This is a genomic window from Streptomyces griseus, assembly GCF_001715295.1.
GTDB lineage: Bacteria > Actinomycetota > Actinomycetes > Streptomycetales > Streptomycetaceae > Streptomyces > Streptomyces griseus_G.
In genome coordinates, this window is record NZ_MDKB01000002.1 from 543553 (window position 1) to 567789 (window position 24237).

General features: G+C 67.0%; 18 protein-coding genes and 1 pseudogene. 11 read left to right on the forward strand and 8 right to left on the reverse strand.

Translation table 11 applies throughout. From position 1 onward, the window contains the following. Window positions 1-6 precede the first annotated feature (6 nt). Window positions 7-1062: a hypothetical protein gene (locus BA175_RS08920; protein WP_139131380.1), complete on the forward strand. Its 1056-nt coding sequence runs from the start codon at window positions 7-9 to the stop codon at window positions 1060-1062. A 108-nt stretch (window positions 1063-1170) separates the two neighbouring features. Here BA175_RS08920 and BA175_RS32210 read toward each other — a convergent pair whose 3' ends face one another. Further along, window positions 1171-1494, reverse strand: a complete 324-nt coding sequence (locus BA175_RS32210) for a transposase (RefSeq protein WP_079159469.1) — start codon at window positions 1492-1494, stop codon at window positions 1171-1173. 177 nt (window positions 1495-1671) lie between these two features. Between BA175_RS32210 and BA175_RS29385 the strand changes: the two genes are divergently transcribed. Continuing rightward, entirely contained in the window at window positions 1672-1869 is a 198-nt protein-coding gene (locus BA175_RS29385) for a helix-turn-helix domain-containing protein (RefSeq protein ID WP_079159470.1), read from the forward strand. A gap of 213 nt (window positions 1870-2082) precedes the next feature. Here BA175_RS29385 and BA175_RS08925 read toward each other — a convergent pair whose 3' ends face one another. Next, window positions 2083-3318 (reverse strand): IS701 family transposase, encoded by a 1236-nt coding sequence (locus BA175_RS08925; RefSeq protein ID WP_079159471.1) that lies wholly within the window; start codon window positions 3316-3318, stop codon window positions 2083-2085. A 71-nt stretch (window positions 3319-3389) separates the two neighbouring features. Further along, entirely contained in the window at window positions 3390-3596 is a 207-nt protein-coding gene (locus BA175_RS31095; RefSeq protein ID WP_069170762.1) for a transposase, read from the reverse strand. A 239-nt stretch (window positions 3597-3835) separates the two neighbouring features. On the opposite strand from BA175_RS31095, the gene BA175_RS29390 reads away from it, so the two are divergent. Further along, a protein-coding gene (locus BA175_RS29390) for an IS5 family transposase (protein ID WP_438947333.1) occupies window positions 3836-4635 on the forward strand; the annotation gives its coding sequence in 2 pieces (ribosomal slippage) (window positions 3836-4184 and window positions 4184-4635; 801 coding nt in all). Here BA175_RS29390 and BA175_RS08945 read toward each other — a convergent pair. Then, entirely contained in the window at window positions 4614-4943 is a 330-nt protein-coding gene (locus BA175_RS08945) for an ankyrin repeat domain-containing protein (protein ID WP_069170764.1), read from the reverse strand. The two genes, BA175_RS29390 and BA175_RS08945, sit on opposite strands and share 22 nt — an antisense overlap. A gap of 76 nt (window positions 4944-5019) precedes the next feature. After that, window positions 5020-5398, reverse strand: a pseudogene (locus BA175_RS08950) (transposase); the annotation flags it as partial. A 680-nt stretch (window positions 5399-6078) separates the two neighbouring features. Here BA175_RS08950 and BA175_RS08955 point away from each other — a divergent pair. From BA175_RS08955 to BA175_RS08965, 3 genes are read left to right on the forward strand one after another with little or no spacing between them, the layout of a single operon-like run. Beyond that, window positions 6079-7653 carry a type I restriction-modification system subunit M gene (locus BA175_RS08955; RefSeq protein ID WP_069170765.1) on the forward strand — a complete coding sequence of 525 codons (1575 nt, stop codon included), beginning with the start codon at window positions 6079-6081 and terminating at the stop codon, window positions 7651-7653. Continuing rightward, complete coding sequence (locus BA175_RS29395) at window positions 7646-8854, forward strand: restriction endonuclease subunit S (RefSeq protein ID WP_079159473.1); 1209 nt, start codon at window positions 7646-7648, stop codon at window positions 8852-8854. The genes BA175_RS08955 and BA175_RS29395 overlap by 8 nt, the downstream gene beginning before the upstream one ends. A 3-nt stretch (window positions 8855-8857) precedes the next feature. Continuing rightward, a complete protein-coding gene (locus BA175_RS08965) occupies window positions 8858-11932 on the forward strand; it encodes a type I restriction endonuclease subunit R (protein ID WP_069170766.1) in 3075 nt (1024 codons plus the stop codon). Window positions 11933-12407: 475 nt separating this feature from the next. Here BA175_RS08965 and BA175_RS08970 read toward each other — a convergent pair whose 3' ends face one another. Next, window positions 12408-14660: an NACHT domain-containing protein gene (locus tag BA175_RS08970; protein ID WP_079159474.1), complete on the reverse strand. Its 2253-nt coding sequence runs from the start codon at window positions 14658-14660 to the stop codon at window positions 12408-12410. Further along, complete coding sequence (locus BA175_RS30865) at window positions 14645-15289, reverse strand: hypothetical protein (protein ID WP_139131381.1); 645 nt, start codon at window positions 15287-15289, stop codon at window positions 14645-14647. Before BA175_RS30865 ends, BA175_RS08970 begins: the two co-directional genes overlap by 16 nt. Before the next feature lie 770 nt (window positions 15290-16059). Between BA175_RS30865 and BA175_RS08975 the strand changes: the two genes are divergently transcribed. The 5 genes from BA175_RS08975 (at window position 16060) to BA175_RS08995 (ending at window position 23218) form a co-directional block, all read left to right on the forward strand. Beyond that, the gene (locus BA175_RS08975; RefSeq protein WP_069172019.1) at window positions 16060-16743 is read left to right on the forward strand and encodes a spermidine synthase; all 684 of its coding nucleotides are present in this window, start codon (window positions 16060-16062) and stop codon (window positions 16741-16743) included. A 231-nt stretch (window positions 16744-16974) separates the two neighbouring features. Beyond that, window positions 16975-17712 (forward strand): response regulator transcription factor, encoded by a 738-nt coding sequence (locus BA175_RS08980; protein ID WP_069170768.1) that lies wholly within the window; start codon window positions 16975-16977, stop codon window positions 17710-17712. Beyond that, entirely contained in the window at window positions 17709-18785 is a 1077-nt protein-coding gene (locus BA175_RS08985) for a HAMP domain-containing sensor histidine kinase (RefSeq protein WP_069170769.1), read from the forward strand. Before BA175_RS08980 ends, BA175_RS08985 begins: the two co-directional genes overlap by 4 nt. 258 nt (window positions 18786-19043) lie before the next feature. Beyond that, a complete protein-coding gene (locus BA175_RS08990; RefSeq protein WP_069170770.1) occupies window positions 19044-22847 on the forward strand; it encodes a multifunctional oxoglutarate decarboxylase/oxoglutarate dehydrogenase thiamine pyrophosphate-binding subunit/dihydrolipoyllysine-residue succinyltransferase subunit in 3804 nt (1267 codons plus the stop codon). A gap of 188 nt (window positions 22848-23035) precedes the next feature. Then, window positions 23036-23218 (forward strand): DUF6104 family protein, encoded by a 183-nt coding sequence (locus BA175_RS08995; RefSeq protein ID WP_069170771.1) that lies wholly within the window; start codon window positions 23036-23038, stop codon window positions 23216-23218. Here BA175_RS08995 and BA175_RS09000 read toward each other — a convergent pair whose 3' ends face one another. Then, window positions 23219-24094: a hypothetical protein gene (locus BA175_RS09000; protein WP_069170772.1), complete on the reverse strand. Its 876-nt coding sequence runs from the start codon at window positions 24092-24094 to the stop codon at window positions 23219-23221. It lies immediately after the preceding gene. Window positions 24095-24237: the final 143 nt, after the last annotated feature.

A 24237-nucleotide genomic window follows, 5' to 3' on the forward strand; every position in this document is an offset into this window, starting at 1 on the left:
CCCCGCTTGCCCGACCCCGTCCCGCCCGCACAGCACGAGATCGCCGCCTCCTACATCGGCCGGCTGGCCCGGCTCCACGGCCTCGATGTCAACGCCGTCTGGCGGTGCGTCACCGAACGTGAAGCCTCCGGCGGCATGCGCCGCGTCGTCGTCCCCGAACGCCTCGCCGCCGTCACCGGCCGGACCGTCCACGCCCTCGCCGGAGCCCTGCCCGAACTACGCACCCCGCAGCCCGACTGGGCCATGTTCCGCCACCAGCCACAACCCGGCTGCCACCACTGTGACGCCAAACACCCCGGCGGCGAAGTCATCAGGATCTTGCCGCACCACCGCTACGTCTGCACCCGACACCGGTTGTGGCTCTGCCCGTCCGACGCCGACGGACACACGACGCCCCTCGACTCTCTCCCCGAAATCGTCCAAGCGCAACGCCGACACCTACGCATCCTGCGGCGTCACGGTTGGGCCGTCACATACGACGCCGTCCTCACCGCCATACTAATCTGCGGCCAGCTCTGGTCACTTCCGGAGAACAGGAACGGCGAAGCCCGGCACGACTGGGTTCGCCGGGCAAGCATCCTCATCCCGCCCAGCACAGCCGAATCGGCCTTCTCCGTCGCACGTCTCTGCGCCGTGGTCTATCCCGAAGCCGTTGCGCTGGCCTCGCTCTTCGCGTCGCCTTACTGGAGACAGCAAGCACAAACAACCACCTGGAACCGCCACCGTTTCAATGGCGAGATCGCCCGGCGACTACGACACCCCGACTACAGCTACAAAGACAACGACAACGATCCCGTCAGCCACTGGGCGAACATAAACGCCAAGCGCCCGCCGCTTGCTCCCATCTACATCCACGACCAGAAACGTAACCTCCGGAAACCAGCCCTGAGCCCCGCCACCCAACTCGCCCAGCAGCGCCGCGCCCACGCATTCGACCCATCACGCCGAGCCGGCGAAGCGCTCGTCGCACACCGGTACCTCGCCACCGTCTTCCGGCGAGCCTGGGACCCAATGCGGAAACACGAGCTCCTCCCGAACGCAGACAGCTACTACAAGCTCTAGCCAGTGGCGGCCTCGTGGAAAAACTCGGGGTGTCGCCGAGGCGAGCCCAGAAGCCGCCAGTAGTTCACCCCTTCTGGTGGCTGCGGGTGAGCGATCGCGCGAGCTAATTCAGTCCACAGAACTACCATGTTCAATCTCTGCCGCAAAAAGCACGGCTGCCGATTTGAGAATGCTATTAATACGGCGCAAATTCGCATTCTCCTCTTCAAGTAGGCGCACTCGCTCAGCATCGCCAGCGGGCTCTCGCAAGACCCGCCCAACGCCGCCGTCGGCCTTGTGGACCCAGTGGCGCAGAACCTCCGGATGGATGCCGAGCAAATCCCCTACCTCTCGGACGACCGCTGAGCGCCCTGGGTCGTTTCGCCTCTTCTCAATCACCAACTGAACCCCGCGCTCAATCAACTCGGGCGGGTACTTCCTCGGGGCAGGCATGATGCTCCCTCTTGAAGAGCCAGCTCCACCGAGGGCCTGGCCTGGGGTTGACACATTCGAAGCAAAAATCACCGCCGATTATGCACCGCTGTTCATGGCAGTCAAACGGGTGTCGATGTTCGAGTCAGATCCGTGTCGCCATCAGAGTCTCCGGACCCTCAACTCCATGCCTTCGGCATGCATTTGAGACGCCTGCGCGAGGATCGCGGGCTCACTCTTGAGGAACTGGCAAGTCGAAGCGGTCTCAGCTTCCGCGGTGTCGTCTACATCGAGCATGGTCGGCTAAATCCAAGCTTGATTACCCTGCTCAACCTTGCGCGAGGCCTACAGGCCGAGTCGTCTTCCCTGCTTATCGTTTTCAACAAGGGCAACTAGCGCGTACCCAGCCTGAGCGAGTGTTCCTCGCACGAGGCACTAAGAATGGTCACCAATCTTTGCCTTTAAAGCTTGGCATCCTATTAGTGCTTCGTTAGGTTCTGGGCTGTCTATGGCGGGTTCGTGGGCTGGGCAGAGGGCGGCCGCAGGTGGTGCAGGTACCGGTCCAGCACCTCAGCAGGTCTTGAAGAACGTCGAGGACCTGGTAGAGGGTCAGGCCGGTGTGTGGGCTTTTGGGTCGAGCCGCCGACGGGTGAGGAATGCCTGGGCGGCGGTGACGAGGGTGACGTGGTGGTGCCAGCCGCGCCAGGTGCGGCCCTCGAAGTGGTCCAGGCCCAGGCCGTGCTTGAGTTCGCGGTAGTCGTGCTCGATGCGCCAGCGCATCTTGGCCCACCGCACCAGATCAGCGGCCGGTGTGGTGGCGGGCAGGTTCGATATCCAGTAGTCCGTCGGAGCGTTTTGGCCGTCCGGCCACTCGACCAGGAGTGTCTGGACGGGCAGGACGCCGTCCCACCGGTTGCGGCCGCCACCTGCCTCCTGGGCCGCGGCCAGGGACTGCTTGCCCGCGGGCCGGACCGTCAGGACCGCGAAGCGTGAGGTCATCGTGCCTTTGCTGCCCTGCCTCCAGGTCACCTCGGTGAACCGGCCGACACCGGCCTCGACCGCGAGGGCGGAGACGGCTCGCGGTGGGGTCCGGTAGCGGGGCAGCGTCGGTGGACCGAGCCCGCCGTAAGCGGGCTGGTGCGGCTCGGCGTCCTCTGGATGGGCGACTTCCTTGCCGGTCAGGGCGAGAACGTAGGCCAGCCCTCGCTCCGCGAGACCGGTCCGGAAGGGGGTGCTGACGCCGTAGCCGGCGTCGGCGACCACGACCGGTGCCTTCAACTGCCAGTCGGTGAGCGTGTCGAACAGGCCGAGCGCGAGACGCCATTTCTCCTGGTGGACGACGTCGTCGGGGACTCCCGCCCTGCGGCATCGGTCCGGCTCGTCCGTCCACTCGCGCGGCAGATACAACTCCCAGTTCAACGGGCAGGACGCAGCGTCGGTGGCGGCATGGACACTGACCGCGACCTGGCAGTTCGCCCGTTTGCCAACGGCTCCGCAGTACTGGCGTGCAACGCCGACCGACGCTCTGCCGCACTTGGGGAACGACACGTCGTCGATCACCCACACCTCGGGCGTGATCACCTCGGTCAGTCGTTCGGCGATCCGCCGTCTGACCGGCAGCGGATCCCATGGTGACTGGTTAACGAACTGCTGCAGGGCCTGCATGTTCCCGTCCGGCAGACGCTCGGCCATCGGCTGGATCGACTTCCGCCGGCCGTCCAGCATCAGACCACGCAGATAACAGGCACCCCACCGCCGCTGATCCCGCCGCGGAAACGACCCGAACACATCGGCAACGAACTCCGATAACTCGCCCCGGAGCCGTTCAACTTCCCCCAACCTCATTCCGGGAAGCTGCCCGCGATCAGCCGAGATCACTCAACGTAACGAAGCACTACTATGAGCTCGTAACACGATCATGATTGGGCATTCTTGAGTCGCCTCCAGCAGATCAAGCCCCAGGCGAGGGAGACGAAGGCGTCGTGGAGTTCGGTGCGGCGTTCCCATCGGACGGCGAGGCGCTTGAAGTGGTGGAGCAGGGCGAAGGTCTGCTCGACGACGTAGCGGAGCTTGCCCAGGCCCTTGATGTTCGGTGATCCCTTGCGGGAGATGACGGGCAGCATTCGCCGGTGACGCAGCTCGTCGCGGTTGGGGTTCTAGTCGTAGCCCTTGTCACGAGCAGGGCCTCGGGCCGTCTGCGGGGCCAGCTGGGGCGGCCCGCGACGGGTGGGATGCCGTCGACGAGGGCGAGTGTCGTTGACGTTGGCCGCAGTCGTGATCACCTTGAGTGGGGTGCCACGTCCGTCGCAGATTAGACGTCATCTCAATTGGTTGCCTCGGTAGGCTGTCGGCTGTGGTGGGGATCGTTGAGCGGCTGGTGCCGGACGAGTTGTGGGAGCTTTTCCAGCGAGTGGTGCCGGAGGCGCCCGCGCGGCCTCAGGGCGGGGGCAGGCGACGGCACGGCGACCGTGAAGTGCTGGCTGCCATCGTGTTCGTGGCAACGTCCGGCTGCACCTGGCAGCAGTTGCCCGCCGCATCGTTCGGGCCGTCTGGCGCGACGGCTCATCGCCGCTTCACCGAGTGGACGACGGCCAGGGTGTGGGCCAAGCTCCACCGCCTGGTCCTCGACGAACTCGGCTCCTGTGGCGAGCTGGACTGGTCTCGGTGCGCGATCGACTCGGTGAACATGCGCGCCTTGAAAAGGGGGACCTGACAGGTCCGAATCCTGTCGATCGGGGCAAGTACGGCTCAAAGATCCACCTGATCACCGAGCGGACCGGTCTGCCCCTGTCCGTCGGCATCTCGGGTGCCAACGTCCACGACAGCCAAGCCTTGATCCCGCTCGTGAAGGGCATACCGCCGGTCCGATCCCGCCGGGGCCCTCGGCGTCGCAAGCCCGGCAAGCTTCATGCCGACAAGGGCTACGACTACACCCACCTGCGGCGATGGTTAGCCAGCCGAGGGATCCGGCATCGCATCGCCCGCAAGGGAGTTGAGACCTCGCAGCGGCTGGGACGTCACCGTTGGACCATCGAACGCACGATGTCCTGGCTCGCCGGCTGCCGTCGTCTCCACCGTCGCTACGAGCGCAAGGCCGAGCACTTCCTCGCCTTCACGAGCATCGCCTGCACCCTCATCTGTTACCGGCGGCTCGCCCGTTGAATGTGGGCCCACAGCAGCTTCACCGCCAGGTCGTGGCCGTAATGATCGGCCATGTCCATGGGGGTGTGACCGTCTGGATCCGCGAGTTCCGGGTCAGCCCCGAAAGCCAGCAGCACAGCAGTGGTGTGCACAGCCAACGGCTGGCCGCTCTGGAGGGAGCCATCGCCCTCGACGTCGATCGCGTGCGTCAGCAGCGTCATGTTGCTGAAGACCTCATTGGGATCGGCACCGTCGGCCAGCAACCGGGCCAGGGTCTCCGCATCCTCGTGCTCGACCGCGTGATGGGCGGGCGTCCAGTAGTCACTCACCAAGGCATTCAACCGCCACCGCAGCACGTCTGCCAGCGACTATCTACACCGCCAAACACCAATTGAGATGACGTCTTAGGTGGTGTTTGCTCCCCGTCTTCCGGCGGTCGACCGGCGACGGGCCGGTGCCGGGTCCCCCTTTTTCGCGCGGATGTGGGAGACATCCACGCCCGCCCGGGACCAGTCGAGCTCGCCGGCCGCGTTCAGTTCGGCGAGCAGGATCCGGTGCAGCGGTCGAAGACCCCTGCGTTCTGCCAACGGTCCAGACGACGCCAGCACGTCTGCCCTGAGCCGAACCCCAGCTCCAACGGCAGCAGTTGCCAAGCTATGTCGTTGTAGAGGACGAACAGGATGCCCTGTAGGCAGAGCCGGTCCGACACCGGCCGAGGTCCCGGCGACCGCTCCGGCCACGGCGGCAGCAACGGCTCGATCAACGCCCACAACTCATCGTCCATGATCCACGGTCGAGCACCCACACCCTCACGAACGGCCTAATCGTCACACCGGTAACGCCCAACCAGGACACTTCAACAAGATCGTGTTACGAGCTCTATGCGTACCAAGCAAGGTGACGGTTTCGAGGCGGCGAAGTTGACGTAACCGGGCTACCGCCCGCCTGCCGACGCCGATCACCCCCTCGAACCGGCCCAGCCGTCGAAATGTGGCTGCCCGCCGCACACTCGCGGCCGGGGTCTGTTGTGGGGCCAGTAGTCACTCCAGGGTGTGCTTGATCCGGCGGCCCGCCGGGACCCACTCGCGGAACGGGCGAACATGATGTCCGGCTCCGGGCGGGGCGTGGAGCCGAGGTTGGGCAGGAGTCCGGGCGGGACGGCCACCGTGGCGCGTGCATAGCAGAGGAGGTCCACGGCGTAACCCAAAGCGGGCAGTCTGCTGGAGCGGGAAGGAGATCAACTAGTGGGGGGCGTCTGCCCACTACTGGCCGCGTCGTTTGTATGCGTTGGCCCCATTTCGTGGTCCTGCGGATGGGTATCGTGGCGAGTCGCCGCACAGCGAATACGTGTGTTCGGCAGGACGCCGGCGTGTACATGCCGGGCACGCCCGAAATAGGGTGTCCAGCAGGAACACCACGGCCTTCGGGCCGCCGCCCATTGACGAGCAAGGACACCCCCGACTGATGGCAGTAACCCAGCAGGTAATCGAGAACCGGCTGTGGGACGCCGCCGACGAGCTGCGCGTGGCGATGCCCGAAGCGCAATACTCCTCGGTCGTCTTCCCGCTGATGTTCTGGAAGTACCTGTCGGACACCTGGGAGCACCACCACCAGGAGTTCCTGGCCGACAACGAGGGCCTGAAGGACCTCTCCGCAGAGGAAGCCCACGAGATCGAGTACCGCGACTACCAGTCGTTCGAGATCCCGTTCATCTATCCCGGCACCGTTCAGCAGCGTCGTGCCTCCTGGACGTCCATCCTTGCCACCATCACCCAGCCCAGCCTCGGCCAGCGGGTCCGCGCCTCCCTGCAGGCCATCGAAACGGCTAACCCTGACAAGTTCTCCCGCCTGTTCGGGTCCATGACCTGGACCTCTGAAGCGGTGCTGTCTGGGGAGGTGCTGGCAGCGGTGATGCAGGCGATGGATCGCACCCCGAAGATGCACGAGGGCAACATGTCCCACGACGTGCTCGGTGGGGCGTACGAGTACCTGCTGAAGCGGTTCTCCGACGGATCAGGCACCCGCGCCGGCCAGTTCTTCACCCCGCGCGAGGTCGTCGAGTTGATTGTCGAGGTCCTGGACCCCAAGGGCTTCGAGTCGGTGTACGACCCGACCTGCGGGTCAGGCGGCATGCTCATCGCCTCCGCGAACCTCCTGAAGGCCCGCGGCGGGCGCGGCTACACGCTCAGGTTGTACGGGCAGGAGGCCGTACCAGACACTGCGGGTGTGGCACGCATGAACCTCTTCATGCACAACCTCACCCAGTTCCAGGTCGAGGTCGGCGACACTCTAAAGGACCCGCGTTACAAGAAGCCGGACGGGGCCGTCGCGCAGTTCGATGTGATCGTCGCCAACCCGCCCTACAGCCTGAAGTGGAAGCCCTGGACTAATGACCCGCGCGCCCTCGGCGGGGTCGCCCCGCAGTCGTCGGCGAACTGGGCGTTCGTGCAGCACATGATCGCCAGCATGAGCCCAAAGAAGGGCCGTGCCGGCGTTGTCCTACCCCACGGCGTCCTTTTCCGAGGTGGCCAGGAAGCAGCCATCCGTCGGCGCGTCCTGGATGACGACCTGCTCGAAGCGGTCATTGGCCTGCCGTCCAACCTCTTCTACTCGACCTCCATCCCCACGGCGATCCTGGTATTCCGTGCCGCCGGCACCAAGACCGACGAGCGCCAAAACGGGGTGCTGTTCATCGACGCCTCCAAGCGGTTCACCAAAGCCAAGAATCGCAATATCCTCAGCGACGCCGACATCGCCGACGTCGTGACCGCCTATCACGCGAAATTCGACGCCGACGGTAACCCGGTGGATCCCGACGGAGAAGACGGACTCGCAGCGCGACTCGTCCCCACCACGGAGATCGCGGCGAACGGGTACGACCTCAACATCGGGCGGTACATCAAGCAGGCCGCCGCCGAGCAGGAAGACCTCGGCACCCTCATTGACGCCTACAACCTCGCGCGGGCCGAACGTCAGAAGACCGAGCAGCACATGCTCGCCGTCCTCGCTGCCGCTGGGATCGAGGGCTTCGATGAGTGAGTGGACGGAAGCCACCTTGGGGGATGTTGCGGACATCAATCCCGAAAGTGCACCACGGCACTGGCCCGCGGACCGAGCCATCAGCTACATCGACATCGCGTCAGTGAGTTGGACGCGTGGCATCGACAGCACCCTGGTTGCGTCGACCTCGTTCGGGGAAGCACCGGGCCGCGCACGACGGATTGTCCGCGAGGGAGACGTACTCGTCTCCACGGTGCGTCCCAACCTTCGGGCCTTCGCACAAGTGTCCGGCGAGTTCGACGGAGAAGTCGCTTCTACGGGATTCTCCGTTGTGCGAGCCAAGGAAGGCCGGATGGCAGAGGGGTTCGCCTGGGCGTTGATCTCCTCGGACCGGTTCGTCAACGACATGGTGTCCAAGACCACTGGCAGTAACTACCCCGCTGTCCGAGCCGAAGACGTGAAGGGGTACACGTTCGCGCTGCCCCCGTTGTCGGTGCAGGAGCGGATCACCGCGGTCATCAGTTCAGTGGACAAGCAGATCACCGCACTCGACGTCGAGGCGGCTGCGCTGTCGCTGGTTCTGCGTCGTCGCCGAGCCGACCACATGACCGATGAGTCGGTAGAGCCGGTGAGGGCCGAGCAAGTCTTCGACTTCTCGACTGGGGTTCGCCGAACCCCCGATCGTGCCAGCGGCCCCTACATGACGCCGTACCTTCGCTCCGCGAACGTCGGATACGGGACGCTCGACCTGTCCGACGTGCTGGAGATGAACTACGACCCAGCGGAGCGCAAGAAGTTCGGCCTCCAATACGGCGATGTGGTGGTATCCGAGGGCAGCGCAAGCCCGAATGCGGTCGGGATGCCCGCCATGTGGCGAGACGAACTGCCAGCGCCCATTTGCACTCAGATGACTCTGCTCCGTCTCCGGGCGCTGGAAGGGGTCTGCATCCCTGAGTTCGTCTTCCACTGGAGCATGTGGGCCTACGAGTCCAAGGCCTTCCTGGACGTCGCGGGTGGCACCAACATCAAGCACATCAGCGCCAAGCGATCGAAGGGCATGGCCGTGCGCCTACCGTCGCTCGACCACCAACGCGAGATGGCGGTGGAACTTGACGCGATGACATCTGCGTTGGAGGCGACCCGTACCGAGGCCGCCCGTCTCCGTAAAGTTCGGGCGGCGCTGCTGTCGGGGCTGCTGGACCGCAACATCGACATCGAGTCCGCCGAGTTGGAGTTCTGAGCCGTGGCGAAGGGCATTCGAGAGCGTGAGTTCCAGAGCCTGATGATCCAGTGGTCCCTCCCGATGGGCTGGGGCTTCACAGCGGGCAGGTCGCTGCCGCGTGAGACGACGCAGACGGTGGTCGCCGGCCAGCTGCGGGACGCCATCGTCCGGTTAAACCCTGGGGTGATCGACGGGTTCGACGTGCACGCGGTGGTCGAGGAGATCGTCGCCACGGTCAATGCCGTCGAAGGCGGGCTGGTGCGGGCCAACGCGCAGGTGCTACGCCTGCTGCGCGGACGTAAAGAGTTCCGGGACGCCGACGGCGTGTGGCATGCCCTGAAGGTTATCGATTTCGAGCACCCGGCCGCCAACACGCTGGTCGTGTCGGACGAGGTGACCATCACCGTCCCCGGCAAGACCTCCCGTCGGTTCGACCTGGTGTACTGGGTCAACGGCCTGCCCCTGGTGGTCGTCGAGGTGAAGTCACCAACCGCGAAGTCCGGGTGGGCCGATGCCGCCCGCGAGATCAACGACGTGTACGCCACGGAGTATCCGTGGTTCTTTACCCCCAATGTCTTCGCCGTCGCCTCCGACGGGCTGAAGTTGCGATTCGGTGCCGCCGGCGCGCCCACGAACCTGTGGCAGCCGTTCCGGTCCACCGCCGACGACGAGAGCCTCTCCGGCCAGGCTGACGTGCAGCGCTCCGTCACACTGCTGCTCAATCCGGCCACAATCCTGGACATGCTCGCCAATTTCGCTCTCTTCGACACCTCAGGTGGTGGGGCGGACAAGAAGTACTTGCCCCGCTACCCGCAGATGGAGGCCGCACACCTGATCCACGAGAGGGTCCTAGAGGGCGGGGCAAAAGGGTTGATCTGGCACCACCAGGGGTCTGGGAAGACGCTGCTGATGGTGTTCGCCGCTTCGCTCCTGCTGACCGACACCCGCACCGAGTCGCCCACGATCATCCTGCTCTCGGACCGGACCCAGCTCGTCCGGCAGACCTCCGGGGTGTTCACCTCCGCTATGGGGGATGCCTACTTCCACCAGCCGGCCACCAGCAAGGAGTTGCGTTCCCTGCTGGCCGACGACGTGCGCGGCATCATCTCCACGACCGTCCACAAGTTCGCCGACGCTGGCAAGAACCTGGCGACCCGAGGCAACATCATCGTGCTGGTTGACGAGGCACACCGCACCCAGTCCGCCAGATCAAAGTCCCTGGCCGGGCAGATGCGCGCAGCGTTGCCGCACGCGAAGTTCTTTGGCATGACGGGCACCCCCGTGAGAAACCTGGCCACCGACACCTTCGCCCTCTTCGGCGAGGAGACCGACCCGGGCAGGGTGCTGCACCGGTACTCGGTGTCCCGGTCCCTGCTGGACGAGGCGACCGTCCCGGTCATGCTGGACCCGCATCCGGTCTCCTTCGAAATGAACGACCAAGCGTTGCAAGCTGAGTTCGACCAGTTCGCCGATGAATTCGACCTCGACGACCCCGACCGTGAGGCCCTGTCCCGCAAGTTCGGACGCCTCACTTCTGTGTTCGCCAACCCCGACCGCATCCACGCGGTCTGCCAGGACATCGTGGACCACTACCTGGCTGGCGCCTACCGCAACGGCCTCAAGGCTCAGGTCGTCGCCTACAACCGTGAGCTGGCCGTGGCGTACACGGACAAGATCAACGAGCTGTTGGCTGGCTTCGAGGCATCACAGATGCTCGCCGAGATCGGGAAGCATGACCGGATCACCGCCGAGGTGAACATATCCGTCTCGGACTCCAAGGACGAAGATCCCGCCATGCGGCCGTTCCAGCTCTCGGAGGTCGATGAGGAGGCTCAGAAACGGCGGTTCCTCACCCCGGACGACCCGCTGTGCTTCCTGGTGGTGACCGCGAAGCTGATGACTGGGTTCGACGCACCCAACGAGGGCGTCCTCTACCTGGACAAGCCACTGAAGGCACACACCTTGTTCCAGACGATCACCCGCCCGAACCGCACTTGGGTGTCCCCGACCGGGTTCGTGAAGACCTCCGGCGTGGTCGTGGATTACATCAGCCTGGGCGAAGAGGTCCAGCGGGCCGTCGTCGACCCCACTTCGGAGGGGGCAGGCAAGGGGGGTGGGTTTGTCACCGACGTATCCGATCTGGTCGCGGAGTTCCGCACCACCTTCGCCCGCATCGAAGACCTCCTCGTGGACGTGGATGGCCTGGACCTCACGGTCCACGGATACGAGTCTGTGCGAGCCATCAACGTCTTCCTGGAAGCCAACTCTGGCGCCGCCGAGGTGTTCACCAAGGACTACCGGCTCCTCGCCCGCCTATACCCGCTCATCAACACCGACAAGCGGATCATCAAGTACCAAAACGGATTCGGGCTGTTCGGGTCCGTGTACACGACTCTGTTCAAGAAGTCCTCCGACGAGGAGAGGAAGGAACGGCTGGGCGAGCTGGGACCGATGGTCCTGGAGATCATCAATGCTCACGTCCACTCCTTCTCTGTGGTCGCCTCCCAGGAAGAAGCCCTGGTCTTGGACGCCCAAGGCATCTCCGTCCTTAAGGAGTTGCTGGCCCTCGTCCGACCCAAGCCTGACAAGGACGACGAGGACAAGACACCGCCGTCCGCAGCAGAAATCCTCGACCACATCAAGGCCACCCTCGAAGCGGGCGTCGAACCAGGGTCCGTGAAGTACACCGCCCTAGCGGAGCGGATCAGGCTGCTGCGGGACCGGATCATCCAGAACGCCCAGGAAGCGCTGGAGTTCCTGTCCGAAGCACTCCGGGTCGCCCGCGCCATCGTGGACGCCGAGAAGCACCCCGCCGAAGCCGTCGTCGTACTCGAAGACGACCACATAGGTGTCCTGTCGCGAATCATCCACGACCACGCACCGTCCGGCCTCACAGTCACGGAGCGGAACCTGGCCGAGGAGATCGACCAGGTGGTCACCCGCACCCTCGCCCGGTCATGGGACAACGCCGACGCTCGCAACCGAGGCGTCCGCCGCGCCACCGCGGCGGTCTTCCGCCGGTACATGTTGAAGCCGGTGGGGGAGCCGTATGACTCCACCGTCGCCTACATCGAAGCCCACTACCTCGTTGACTGACGAACGCACACAGGCGCGACAACTGTGGCGGTTGCCGCGGCCTATCGGACGACCAGGTGTGCTTGGACAGTAAAGCCAGCGGTCGATCATTACCCATCTCCGGGATAGTGACTGTGACCAGTTCCGCGGGCTCCTTAGGAGCGAACCGCTCCGTCTGATGGAGCCTCCATCAATCCTGGAGCGGTTCACTCCGGGGTGGCTGGGTGAGCCGTTCCTTCGTGCGTCCGCGGGAGGCCCGATGCATGTGGATGACCGGAAGGCTATCCCTGTGCAAGGCCACCGATCGCACCGCCCAGGGTCAGGAACTTTCGGCCGCCCCGCACCACCCTCGGGCGCGGCTCAGGCAACAACGGCCGTAGGGGCGAACACAGTTCATCCGACACAATCCACGGACAAGGGTTTCTCTTCTCAACGGGCAGCCCAACCAGCATCCAAGCCGACAGTCACAACACCAACGGCTTTTGTTAGGACCTCTTTAGGCGACCTCCGTCAGGCGGGACCAGAAATCGGCGACCGCAGGCGGCACCGGCGCGTCTTCGACAAGGCCGGCCAACAGCGTCTCGGGTAGGACCATACGCCGGTAGAAGACCTTGGGCCGCCCTGACGTCGCCCGCGGCTCCCGGCGGACCACGCCGGAGTCCTCGGCCGCGTTGAGCACTCGTTGCCCGACAGGGGTAACGGCGAGGGCGCCGACCGCGCCATCGTCGGTGCAGAGCATGTTAGAGCGCGAGTAGTGCCGAGCGATCTTCTCAACCACCGCCACCACGCTGTCGGCAATGTCGCGCGTCCGCACCTCGTCGATGTCGGCTCCGAGACCGCAAGCACGGAGCCGACGCAGGATCGAGGATGTAACGAAGTCCTGCTCCACTCCTTGACTACCAGCCACTCGCAATCCGACAAAGTCGGCCGGGGTAACGCCGGTGAAATCGAGCCGGGTGGTCTCGGGGTCGATCACCACAAGGTGCCAACCGACATCCCGCGCGACACACGATTCAAACTGGGTGTTACGCAAGTCGGAACGCTCGAATCGGATGCCTACTAGGGAGGCGCCCCGTACCGACAGACCCGAAGTGTCGGCGTCCGCGAACGTCACGTTCTGCACCATTAGATGCTTTTCGGCTGTGCCGCGCAGTCGGAGGACTTCTGCCGCGAGAGTGCCAGCATTACGACCCACCACCTCCGCGAAGGAGTCGTTCGGGTCTACGGCCAGAGCGAGCACGGAGAGAACGTCCTGGCCGCTGCTGCCGGACTCGAGGACGCCGCCGACCGCCGCACGGGCGGCTTCGACGGGGAGGTTGGCGCGGCGCAGGATGGAAGCGGTCTCCTGGCTGCCTCGGATTAGTGCCTCCTCTATCGGCTTCGCCAGGAAGAAACCAAAGAACAGGTCGTGCTCGAACGCAACAGTGCCGGGCTTGGTGCCCAGCTTGAGCATGGCACGGCTGGCTGCGGCATCGACAAGGTTCTGCTGGGCCTCGGTGGGCAGCTCGTGGAGCTGGGCGAAAATTGACACCAGGTCGTGGAGCGTGGCGCGGTTGAGTTCACGGGTTTTCTGGCGCCACATCTCGATGGCGATCTCCGTGAGCAGTTCAACGTACTGCTCGCCACTTAGGTACTGACCGTGCTGGCCGACCAGTTTGCTGCTGACCTCGCGTTGGACGTAAGCGTCCACAAGCTGCCCGAGCAGTGGACGGCCGGACTCGATGGACTGGTTCTCCGCCTCCATCAGCTCGCAGGTTCGCGCCAGGAACAGGGGCTTGTCCAGCAGTGTGCCCTCCGCCTCGGGGCTGTCGCGCAGGGACCGCACCCGGGTGCGAACGGCCGGGGCGAAGCCCTGGAGGTAAGCATCGACCTCGACCGTGCCCCACAATCGCATCTCCACCGGAACAAGCGACCAAAGCAGGGAGCCGAGTTCGGAGCTGCTATTGGTTCTAGCAAGGAACTCCTGCTCGTAATAGACGCTGCGGGCAGCGGCGATCACCGAACCACGCCCGTCCAGTTCCTCGATGAACCCGGCGAGTGAGCCGAACGCTTCCTCATAGCTGCCCTGCCCGCCGATCAGCTCGTCAAAGCCGTCGACAATCAGCCGGAGCTGGCCGTGCCGCACCAGGCGAGCCACCGAGTGGTACGTCATCCGGGCCCGCAGGTCTTGGAGTTCAGTGGCCAGGGCTTCATTGAGGCGCGCCAGTCCGCGACCCTGGGCGCTGACATTGAAATATAGGTAGCTACTTTCGCCCCGCAAATAGCGGACCGCAGCCTCGTAGGTGAGCTCGGACAGCATCCGTGATTTGCCAGCGCCGGCGTCGCCGGTGACGAACACGATCTTCGTCGCTTCGTCCTCCGACACGGAGGAACGCTCGACGAGCGTCGCGGCATCCTCGTCGACGCCGCCGGAAAGGCGGGCACGGCCTGGGACGTAGCGGCCGCTGCGTTGGCGGCCGAGGACCTGAACGATGTTCTTGGCCAGGGCTCGCAGGTCGGCCAGTTCCGGTCCTGCAATAAAGGACGCGTAGTCAACACGCTTGCCGTCTTGTTCGACGACCCACTTCTCGCGGCTGCCGTCCCACGTGAACAACGCCTCGCGCTCATCGAAGTCATGCGACCAACGAACGAGAAGCCCGCCGCCCCGAGCTGTGATCTCCGGTTCTGTTCCCGGGTCCACAAAGGTCATCAGGTCCGCCCGCAATACCTCGGCGAACGCGGTTACATCAGCATTTACCATGTCGGCCATCCTGGTGCGTGACAGATCTCGATGTTCGAATAGCTCGTAAGCCACTGGTCATTACAGGACTGACCCGGGGCGCGCTTGCGCAACCAAATCATGCTGCGGGTCGGACGTGCGGTGGCGGCTAGTAGGCCAGGCAGCACGTCGTCGTCGCTGACGAGGATGGTTGGCTTACCTTCCAGGCTGTAACGCAGCGAGTCGGCGACGATCAGGCCGTCAACCATCTTCTGCATGGCCCTGGCTGGCTCTCCGGGATCGGCCTCGCGGGCAAGGCGGAAAGTACCCCGAATGCGAGTGTCCGGACGCCAAGCCGAGGAATGGGCCAGCTCTGGCTCGACCCGCAGACCATCGCGCCGCGTGTGAAAGTCAGCAAGGTGCGGAAGTGCCCATTCCCACTGTCTGGTTTCGCGCCCATTACGGAATAGCCACCCCCCGTAGAGACGCAGGTGCAGGTCCGTTACAAGCGGCCAGTGCTGCTTTATGGCTTGGCGAACCACGCTGTCTATCGCATGCAGTCCGTCATACACATCTGCGTCCGAGCGTGGCGCGGGGCACAGATTGCTGAAGTCAACGACGGCAACCGCGGCGAACGGTACGTCTTGCTCCGGGACGGCGGCTACGGCGCTGCTTGTCAAAATTCGGTCCCCCTGCACACCCGCCAGCCGGCCCCGAGCCGGGGCGCGGCGATCCGATGGCAGGATAGCGGTCCGCAAACCGGGCTCTGGCAGGTCGGACGGCGCAAAGAGGCGCCGCCGCTGGACGAACTGGAAGATCCGTCACATCCGTCGCATGGTCAGCCCCTGGACCGGTGCCTTGGCGCGTTACCTACCAATCACCACCACGGTCGGCCGCCGTCACACCCGGCAACGCCAACGACTCCACCTGGGCGCCGTGGACCACGACGAATTCGCAAACTAAAGCTGCACAACCGAGCTCCGATCTGAGCACATGAAACCTGCGAGATACAGGTCGGCAGCAACGCCCCTCGCAGACTCAATCTGCGAGGGACACGGAGATCCCGGTCCGGCCGGCCGGAACCGCGGACCACGCGGCTTCGGCTCCGGTCGCCCCGGCCGTCCGCCCGAAGCCGTCCGGACGGGGGACCACCGCGCCCGACCACCGGCCCTCACCGTCCTCCCGGCCCCCACCGGGACGACGAGCGGGCGACGCCTGCGCGTACCTCTACGCCAGCACCATGAGGCTCGTGGCCATTCCCGGCCACCGGGCCGCCCGGCGAGGCGGCCGGCGCCTCCCGCCCTTCCGTCCACCGACTGCCGGGCGGTCCGGGCGATCGCCCGGCGGTCCGGGTGAGCCGGGCGAAACCGCCTGGTCCCGGCGGGCGGGGGCGGGGAGGATGACCCGGATCAGCACCACCAGGACCGACCCGAGACCGGAGGCCTCGCCCATGCCCGCCACACACGCCCCCCACCCCGTCACGCTCGACCGACGCGAGGGGCCGTACGGCGAAGTCGTCCTGCGGGAACGCGGCGACGACTTCGAGATCATCGCCAACGGGTGCTTCCTGATGGACACCTCCGACGGGCGTTCCGAGCGGCTGCTGATCGACGCGGCGCTCGCCGCACTGCCCGACGACCGGCCGGGTCCCTCCGTACTCGTCGGCGGGCTGGGAGTGGGCTTCTCCCTGGTCAGGGCCGCCGCCCAGCCGCGGTGGGGCCGGATCCTCGTCGTCGAGCGCGAGCAGGCCATCGTGGACTGGCACACCGCCGGGCCGCTCGGCCGGATCTCCGCCGCCGCACTCGCCGACCCGCGGACCCGCATCCTGCGTACGGACCTGGTCGACCACCTCCGGACGACCACGGAGCGTTACGACGCACTGTGTCTGGACATCGACAACGGCCCGGACTGGACCGTCACCGAGGACAACGAAAGCCTCTATTCGCCCACCGGGCTGGCCGCCTGCCGGGCTCGGCTGACGCCCGGCGGAGTCCTCGCGGTGTGGTCCGCGCAGCCCTCCCCGGCCTTCGAGGAAGCGTTGCGGAATGCCGGATTCCACGCGGTACGGACCGAAGAAGTAGCCGTTGCCCGAGGTGTGCCGGACGTGGTCCATCTCGCCCGCGCGGCGCACTGAACCGCCTCGGCCCCGGAGCCCCCCGCGCCCCCACGGGCCGGGGCGCTCCGGGGTCGGACTCCGGCGTGGCCGAGGGGGTCACGGCTTCACGTCGGACAACACCCTGCGTAGCCGGGAGCCGCCCTCTGCCTCTACGCTGCTGACCGGCACAAGGGATCACCGACGACATCCACAAGCGATAACCGTGCCTCCGGGGGTATGGCCTCCGTGAGAACGGGCAGGGGCGGGGCGATGGAACAGACACACACCACCCACAACGGCGTCGCGGCCACCCCCGGGGCTCAGCGCCGGGTGCTGGTGGTCGAGGACGACGCGACGATCGTCGACGCCATCTCCGCGCGGCTGCGGGCCGAGGGCTTTCTGGTGCAGACCGCGCTGGACGGGCCGGCCGCGGTGGACGCGGCCGAGGCCTGGCAGCCCGACGTGATGGTGCTCGACATCATGCTTCCGGGCTTCGACGGCCTGGAGGTCTGCCGCCGCGTGCAGGCCCAGCGCCCTGTTCCGGTGCTGATGCTCACCGCACGCGACGACGAGACCGACATGCTCGTCGGCCTCGGGGTCGGCGCCGACGACTACATGACCAAGCCGTTCTCCATGCGTGAGCTCGCCGCGCGGGTCCACGTCCTGCTCCGCCGGGTCGAGCGCGCCGCACTGGCCGCCGTCACCCCGCGCAGCGGCATCCTGCGCCTGGGCGAACTGGAGATCGACCACGCCCAGCGCCGGGTCCGGGTACGCGCGGACGACGTCCACCTCACGCCGACCGAGTTCGACCTGCTGGTCTGCCTGGCCAACACCCCGCGCGCCGTACTCTCCCGCGAGCAGCTCCTGGCCGAGGTCTGGGACTGGGCGGACGCCTCCGGGACCCGTACGGTCGACAGCCACATCAAGGCCCTGCGCCGCAAGATCGGGGCCGAACGCATCCGTACCGTCCACGGCGTCGGGTACGCCCTGGAGACACCGGCGCCATGACGCGGCCCGGCTCCGGACTGCGGCCTTTCTCGATCAAGGCGAAGCTGGGCACGCTCGTCGTGATCTCGGTGTTCATCACGACGGGGCTGCTCATCGTCGCCCTGCGCACCAGGACCGAGTTCCGGTTCATCACGGTCTTCTCGGTGATAGCCACGCTGCTGATCACCCAGTTCGTGGCGCACGGCCTGACGGCCCCGCTCGACGAGATGCGGGCCGTGGCCCGGTCGATCTCGCACGGCGACTACACGCGGCGGGTGAGCGGCGCCGGGCGGCGTGACGAGCTCGGCGACCTGGCGCAGACGATCAACCGCATGGCGGACGACCTGGAGGCGGAGGACCAGCACCGCAAGGAACTGGTCGCCAACGTCTCCCACGAACTGCGGACACCCATCGCCGCGCTCCGGGCCGTCCTGGAGAACGTGGTGGACGGGGTGTCGGCCGCCGACCCCGAGACGATGCGGACGGCGCTGAAGCAGACCGAGCGCCTGGGCAGGCTGGTGGAGACCCTGCTGGACCTCTCCCGCCTGGACAACGGCGTGGTGACGCTGAAGGCGCGCCGCTTCGAGGTGTGGCCCTATCTGTCGGGCGTGCTGAAGGAGGCCAACCTCGCGACCTCGCAGCGCCGGCTCTCGTCGGGCTCCGGCAACCACACCCGTACGGACGTCCATCTGCATCTCGACGTGTCACCGCCCGAACTGACGGCGTACGCGGACGCCGAGCGGCTGCACCAGGTGGTCGCCAACCTGATCGACAACGCCGTCAAGCACAGCCCGCCGCACGGCCGGGTCACGGTGCTGGCGCGGCGCGGGGACCATCCCGAGTCGCTGGAGCTCGAGGTCATCGACGAGGGCCCGGGCATCCCGGAGACGGAGCGGCACCGGGTCTTCGAGCGGTTCAACCGGGGCCGGGCGCCGTCCCCGCACGGTCCCGGCAGCGACGGTGGCACCGGTCTGGGGCTGGCCATCGCCCGGTGGGCGGTGGACCTGCACGGCGGCCGCATCGGCGTGGCCGAATCAGCTCGCGGCTGCCGGATTCAAGTCACTCTTCCGGGGAACCCGCAGCTATGGGATTGACCCCGCGTTCGAACCCGAGGGCCTCGTTCTCCCCGAGGTCCGAGAAGAGATACGGTCCAGGGGGCCGTTCCCACGGCCTCGCGTACCCGAAGTGCAGCGGAACCCCGCTTGTTTCCCGCCATTTCATGCGCCGAAACCCGGCTTCCGATGTGATGTGCACGACGAAGACCGGCCCGGCCTGCACGTTACGGCTCGGGGGGCGTAGCCTTGATTTCCGCTGTCCATCACCTTGTGAAGCGGAAGAGGGCGGTTGCCGCCGTGTCGTCTCAGTCCCCCAGTAACTCGAGCATCTCGACCGATCAAGAAGCAGGCTCCGGGTCCAACCCGGCCGCCGCTTTCGGCCCCAATGAGTGGCTCGTCGACGAGATCTACCAGCAGTACCTGCAGGATCCCAATTCGGTCGATCGCGCCTGGTGGGACTTCTTCGCCGACTACAAGCCGGGCGCGTCCGGCACGGCGGACAAGCCCGTTCCCACAGCTGCGGCCGCGCCGGCCGCGACGGCCGTGAACGCGGTCGACAACGCCGCTCCGGCGAAGGCCCCGGCACCCGCGGCTCCGGCTCCGGCCGAGGCGGCTCCCGCCCCGGCCGCACAGCCCGCGGCGCCGGTCAAGGCGGCCGCCCCCGCCAAGGCGGCCGCACCGGCGAAGGCCGCCCCGGCGCCCGCCGAGGACGAGACCCCCACCGAGGCCCCGGCCGGCCCCGAGTACGTGACGCTGCGCGGTCCGTCGGCCGCCGTCGCGAAGAACATGAACGCCTCGCTCGAGCTGCCGACGGCCACGTCCGTCCGCGCCGTTCCGGTGAAGCTGCTGTTCGACAACCGCATCGTCATCAACAACCACCTCAAGCGCGCCCGCGGCGGGAAGATCTCCTTCACCCACCTCATCGGGTACGCGATGGTGCAGGCCCTCAAGGCCATGCCGTCGATGAACTACTCCTTCGCGGTCAAGGACGGCAAGCCGACCCTGGTCAAGCCGGAGCACATCAACCTCGGCCTGGCCATCGACCTGGTCAAGCCGAACGGCGACCGCCAGCTGGTCGTCGCGGCCATCAAGAAGGCCGAGACGCTCAACTTCTTCGAGTTCTGGCAGGCGTACGAGGACATCGTCCGCCGCGCCCGCGTCGGCAAGCTGGGCATGGACGACTTCACCGGTGTCACCGCCTCGCTGACCAACCCCGGCGGCATCGGCACCGTCCACTCGGTGCCCCGCCTGATGCCCGGACAGGGCCTCATCATGGGCGTCGGTGCGATGGACTACCCGGCCGAGTTCCAGGGCACCTCGCAGGACACGCTGAACAAGCTCGGCATCTCGAAGGTCATGACGCTGACCTCGACCTACGACCACCGGGTCATCCAGGGTGCCGCGTCGGGCGAGTTCCTGCGCGTCCTGTCCCAGCTGCTGCTCGGCGAGAACGACTTCTACGACGAGATCTTCAAGGCGCTGCGCATCCCCTACGAGCCGGTCCGCTGGCTCAAGGACATCGACGCGTCGCACGACGACGACGTCACCAAGGCGGCGCGGGTCTTCGAGCTGATCCACTCCTACCGGGTCCGCGGCCACGTCATGGCCGACACCGACCCGCTGGAGTACCGCCAGCGCAAGCACCCCGACCTGGACATCACCGAGCACGGTCTCACCCTCTGGGACCTGGAGCGCGACTTCGCGGTCGGCGGCTTCGCCGGCAAGACGCTGATGAAGCTCCGCGACATCCTCGGTGTGCTGCGTGAGTCGTACTGCCGCACCACCGGCATCGAGTTCATGCACATCCAGGAGCCGAAGGAGCGCAAGTGGCTCCAGGACCGGGTGGAGCGCCCGCGTCCGAAGCCCGAGCGCGAGGAACAGCTCCGCATCCTGCGCCGCCTGAACGCCGCCGAGGCGTTCGAGACATTCCTGCAGACCAAGTACGTCGGCCAGAAGCGGTTCTCCCTGGAGGGCGGCGAGTCCGTCATCCCGCTGCTCGACGCCGTCATCGACTCCGCGGCCGAGGCCCGCCTCGACGAGGTCGTCATCGGCATGGCCCACCGCGGCCGCCTGAACGTCCTGGCGAACATCGTCGGCAAGTCGTACGCGCAGATCTTCCGGGAGTTCGAGGGCAACCTCGACCCGCGGTCGATGCACGGCTCCGGCGACGTGAAGTACCACCTGGGCGCCGAGGGCACCTTCACCGGGCTGGACGGCGAGCAGATCAAGGTCTCGCTGGCCGCCAACCCCTCGCACCTGGAGGCCGTCGACCCGGTCCTGGAGGGCATCGCCCGCGCCAAGCAGGACATCATCAACAAGGGCGGTACGGACTTCACGGTCCTGCCCGTCGCGCTCCACGGGGACGCGGCCTTCGCCGGGCAGGGCGTCGTGGCCGAGACGCTCAACATGTCCCAGCTGCGCGGCTACCGCACCGGCGGCACCGTGCACGTGGTGATCAACAACCAGGTCGGCTTCACCGCCGCACCCGAGTCCTCGCGCTCCTCGATGTACGCCACGGACGTGGCCCGCATGATCGAGGCGCCGATCATCCACGTCAACGGTGACGACCCGGAGGCCGTGGTCCGCGTCGCGCGCCTGGCCTTCGAGTACCGCCAGACGTTCAACAAGGACGTCGTGATCGACCTCATCTGCTACCGCCGCCGCGGTCACAACGAGGGCGACAACCCGGAGTTCACCAACCCGCAGATGTACACCCTGATCGACAAGAAGCGCTCGGTGCGCAAGCTGTACACCGAGTCCCTCATCGGTCGGGGCGACATCACGCTGGAAGAGGCCGAGCAGGCGCTGCAGGACTTCCAGGGCCAGCTGGAGAAGGTCTTCGCGGAGGTCCGCGAGGCCACCTCGGCTCCCTCCCAGCCGCATGTGCCCGACGTCCAGGCGCAGTTCCCGGTGGCCGTGACCACCGCGGTCTCCCCGGAGGTCGTGAAGGTGATCGCCGAGTCGCAGGTGAACATCCCCGACGGGATCACCGTCCACCCGCGTCTGCTGCCGCAGATGCAGCGCCGCGCGGCCTCGGTGGAGAACGGCACCATCGACTGGGGCATGGGCGAGACCCTCGCGATCGGCTCGCTGCTGATGGAGGGCACCCCGGTCCGGCTCGCCGGACAGGACACCCGCCGCGGCACGTTCGGGCAGCGTCACGCCGTCCTCGTCGACCAGAAGACGGGCGAGGACTACACCCCGCTGCTCTACCTCTCCGACGAGCAGGCCCGTTACAACGTCTACGACTCGCTGCTCAGCGAGTACGCGGCGATGGGCTTCGAGTACGGCTACTCGCTGGCCCGTCCGGAATCGCTGGTCATCTGGGAGGCCCAGTTCGGCGACTTCGTCAACGGCGCCCAGACCGTCGTGGACGAGTTCATCTCCTCGGCCGAGCAGAAGTGGGGCCAGACCTCCGGCGTCACCCTGCTGCTCCCGCACGGTTACGAGGGCCAGGGCCCGGACCACTCGTCCGCCCGCCCGGAGCGCTTCCTCCAGCTCTGCGCGCAGAACAACATGACGGTCGCGATGCCGACGCTCCCGTCGAACTACTTCCACCTCCTGCGGTGGCAGGTGCACAACCCGCACCACAAGCCGCTGATCGTCTTCACCCCGAAGTCGATGCTCCGCCTCAAGGCGGCCGCGTCGAAGGTGGAGGAGTTCACCACCGGCGGCTTCCGCCCGGTGATCGGCGACGAGTCGGTGAAGGCCGAGGCGGTCCGCAAGGTCGTCTTCGTCTCCGGGAAGCTCTACTACGACCTCGACGCCGAGCGCGAGAAGCGGGGCGACACGGAGACCGCGATCATCCGTCTGGAGCGCCTGTACCCGCTGCCGGGCGCCGAGATCCAGGCCGAGATCGCCAAGTACCCGAACGCCGAGAAGTACCTCTGGGCCCAGGAGGAGCCGGCGAACCAGGGTGCGTGGCCGTTCATCGCTCTCAACCTGATCGACCACCTGGACCTGGCCGTCGGCGCCGATGTGCCGCACGGCGAGCGCCTGCGCCGCATCTCGCGTCCGCACGGCTCGTCCCCGGCGGTCGGCTCGGCCAAGCGCCACCAGGCCGAGCAGACGCAGCTGGTCGCCGAGGTCTTCGAGGCCTGATCCCGGGGGCCGTCGGGGACCGAGGTCGCCGACGGCCCCTCCGGCCGCTGTACGAGGGCCCGGCCCCGCGCTTCGCGCGCGGGGCCGGGCCCTCGTCCGGTACGGCCGTCCCGGACCGCGTCCGGCGGTTCCCGTACGCCCTACCCTTGCAATGACCACAACCGTCCCCACCCGGAGCGAGCACAGGCATGTATTTCACGGACCGCGGCATCGAGGAACTGGAGAAGCGGCGCGGTGAGGAGGAGGTCACCTTCGAGTGGCTCGCCGAGCAGCTGCGTACGTTCGTCGACCTCAACCCCGACTTCGAGGTTCCCGTCGAACGCCTCGCGACCTGGCTGGCCCGGCTGGACGACGAGGAAGAGGACGATTAGTCACCGCGGGGGGCCGTTCACGGCCCCCCGGCCCGCTCCTCCCCTGAACCTGTTGTACGCGAGCGCCGACCCGCCCTGCAGCAGGAGGATCAGGCCGGCCGCGAGCCAGCCGCCGCTGCGCCGGCGGGCACCCCACAGGGTGAGCGGCAGCCCTGCGGCGACCTGCGCCGCGGCCACCGCGCGGGCCTTCGGGCCGAGGATCCACGGGCCGAGGCTGCCGCTCTCCAGGGCGTCGAGTTCCCGTCGCACGGCATCGCGCCGGCCGCCCCACTCGATCTGCCGCACCTCGCGGTGGGCCCCTGCGGAGGCACGCAGCCGGTCGGCCGGTTCACCCGGCGACAGTCCGGGCGGCAGCGACAGTCCGGTGCGGGCGAGGACGGCCAGCAGCCCGCGGAGCCGGGCGTCGGCGTCGGCCTCCGGGTCCGGACGTGTGAGGGTGTCGAGCACCTGGGCGTCCAGGACGGGGTCCAGGCCAAGGCGGGCGGCGAACGACCGCATGGCCTCGTCCTCACCGGCCGGGGTGCCGTCGGCCAGCCAGACGTAGCCGACGGGGCGGCGGAAGCCCGCGGCCAGGATGTACCCGGACCTGTCGCCGTCCCACCACAGGGCGACCGCGGGCCAGGCCGAGCCCACGGCGAGCGCCGTGGCCCAGCCGCCTACGACCCGGTCGACGGGCTCCTGGCCCGTGTCGCCCGTCGCGGCGGCACCCGCCTCGTGGCCCTCCGGCTGCCAGGGCTTCCCCTCGGGGACGAGCGCACTCCAGCCGTCCCCTGCGGGCACGAGCAGCATGCGCTCCCGCAGGAGATGGGCCACAGGCCGTACGGTCTCGGGGTCGGCCCGGCACAGCAGCAGAGCGCCCACGGATGTCGCGGTCATGCTCCACACGCTAGGGCAATGTGCCCATGTATGAGCTGTTTGAGCCCTTGAGGGGCGACCCGCCCGCCTCCGTCACCTCGCCGGACCACCTTCCGGATCACCCTTGACTTCACGGATCCGCGATATATCGTGTTCCCAGAAGA

Excerpts from the sequence above, each read along its gene's own strand:
- BA175_RS32210 (WP_079159469.1), bottom strand. The coding sequence starts at position 1,494 with ATGCCTGCCCCGAGGAAGTACCCGCCCGAGTTGATTGAGCGCGGGGTT.
- BA175_RS29385 (WP_079159470.1), top strand. The coding sequence starts at position 1,672 with ATGCATTTGAGACGCCTGCGCGAGGATCGCGGGCTCACTCTTGAGGAA.
- BA175_RS08925 (WP_079159471.1), bottom strand. The coding sequence starts at position 3,318 with ATGAGGTTGGGGGAAGTTGAACGGCTCCGGGGCGAGTTATCGGAGTTC.
- BA175_RS31095 (WP_069170762.1), bottom strand. The coding sequence starts at position 3,596 with ATGCTGCCCGTCATCTCCCGCAAGGGATCACCGAACATCAAGGGCCTG.
- BA175_RS08955 (WP_069170765.1), top strand. The coding sequence starts at position 6,079 with ATGGCAGTAACCCAGCAGGTAATCGAGAACCGGCTGTGGGACGCCGCC.
- BA175_RS29395 (WP_079159473.1), top strand. The coding sequence starts at position 7,646 with ATGAGTGAGTGGACGGAAGCCACCTTGGGGGATGTTGCGGACATCAAT.
- BA175_RS08970 (WP_079159474.1), bottom strand. The coding sequence starts at position 14,660 with ATGGCCGACATGGTAAATGCTGATGTAACCGCGTTCGCCGAGGTATTG.
- BA175_RS08975 (WP_069172019.1), top strand. The coding sequence starts at position 16,060 with ATGCCCGCCACACACGCCCCCCACCCCGTCACGCTCGACCGACGCGAG.
- BA175_RS08980 (WP_069170768.1), top strand. The coding sequence starts at position 16,975 with ATGGAACAGACACACACCACCCACAACGGCGTCGCGGCCACCCCCGGG.
- BA175_RS08985 (WP_069170769.1), top strand. The coding sequence starts at position 17,709 with ATGACGCGGCCCGGCTCCGGACTGCGGCCTTTCTCGATCAAGGCGAAG.
- BA175_RS08995 (WP_069170771.1), top strand. The coding sequence starts at position 23,036 with ATGTATTTCACGGACCGCGGCATCGAGGAACTGGAGAAGCGGCGCGGT.
- BA175_RS09000 (WP_069170772.1), bottom strand. The coding sequence starts at position 24,094 with ATGACCGCGACATCCGTGGGCGCTCTGCTGCTGTGCCGGGCCGACCCC.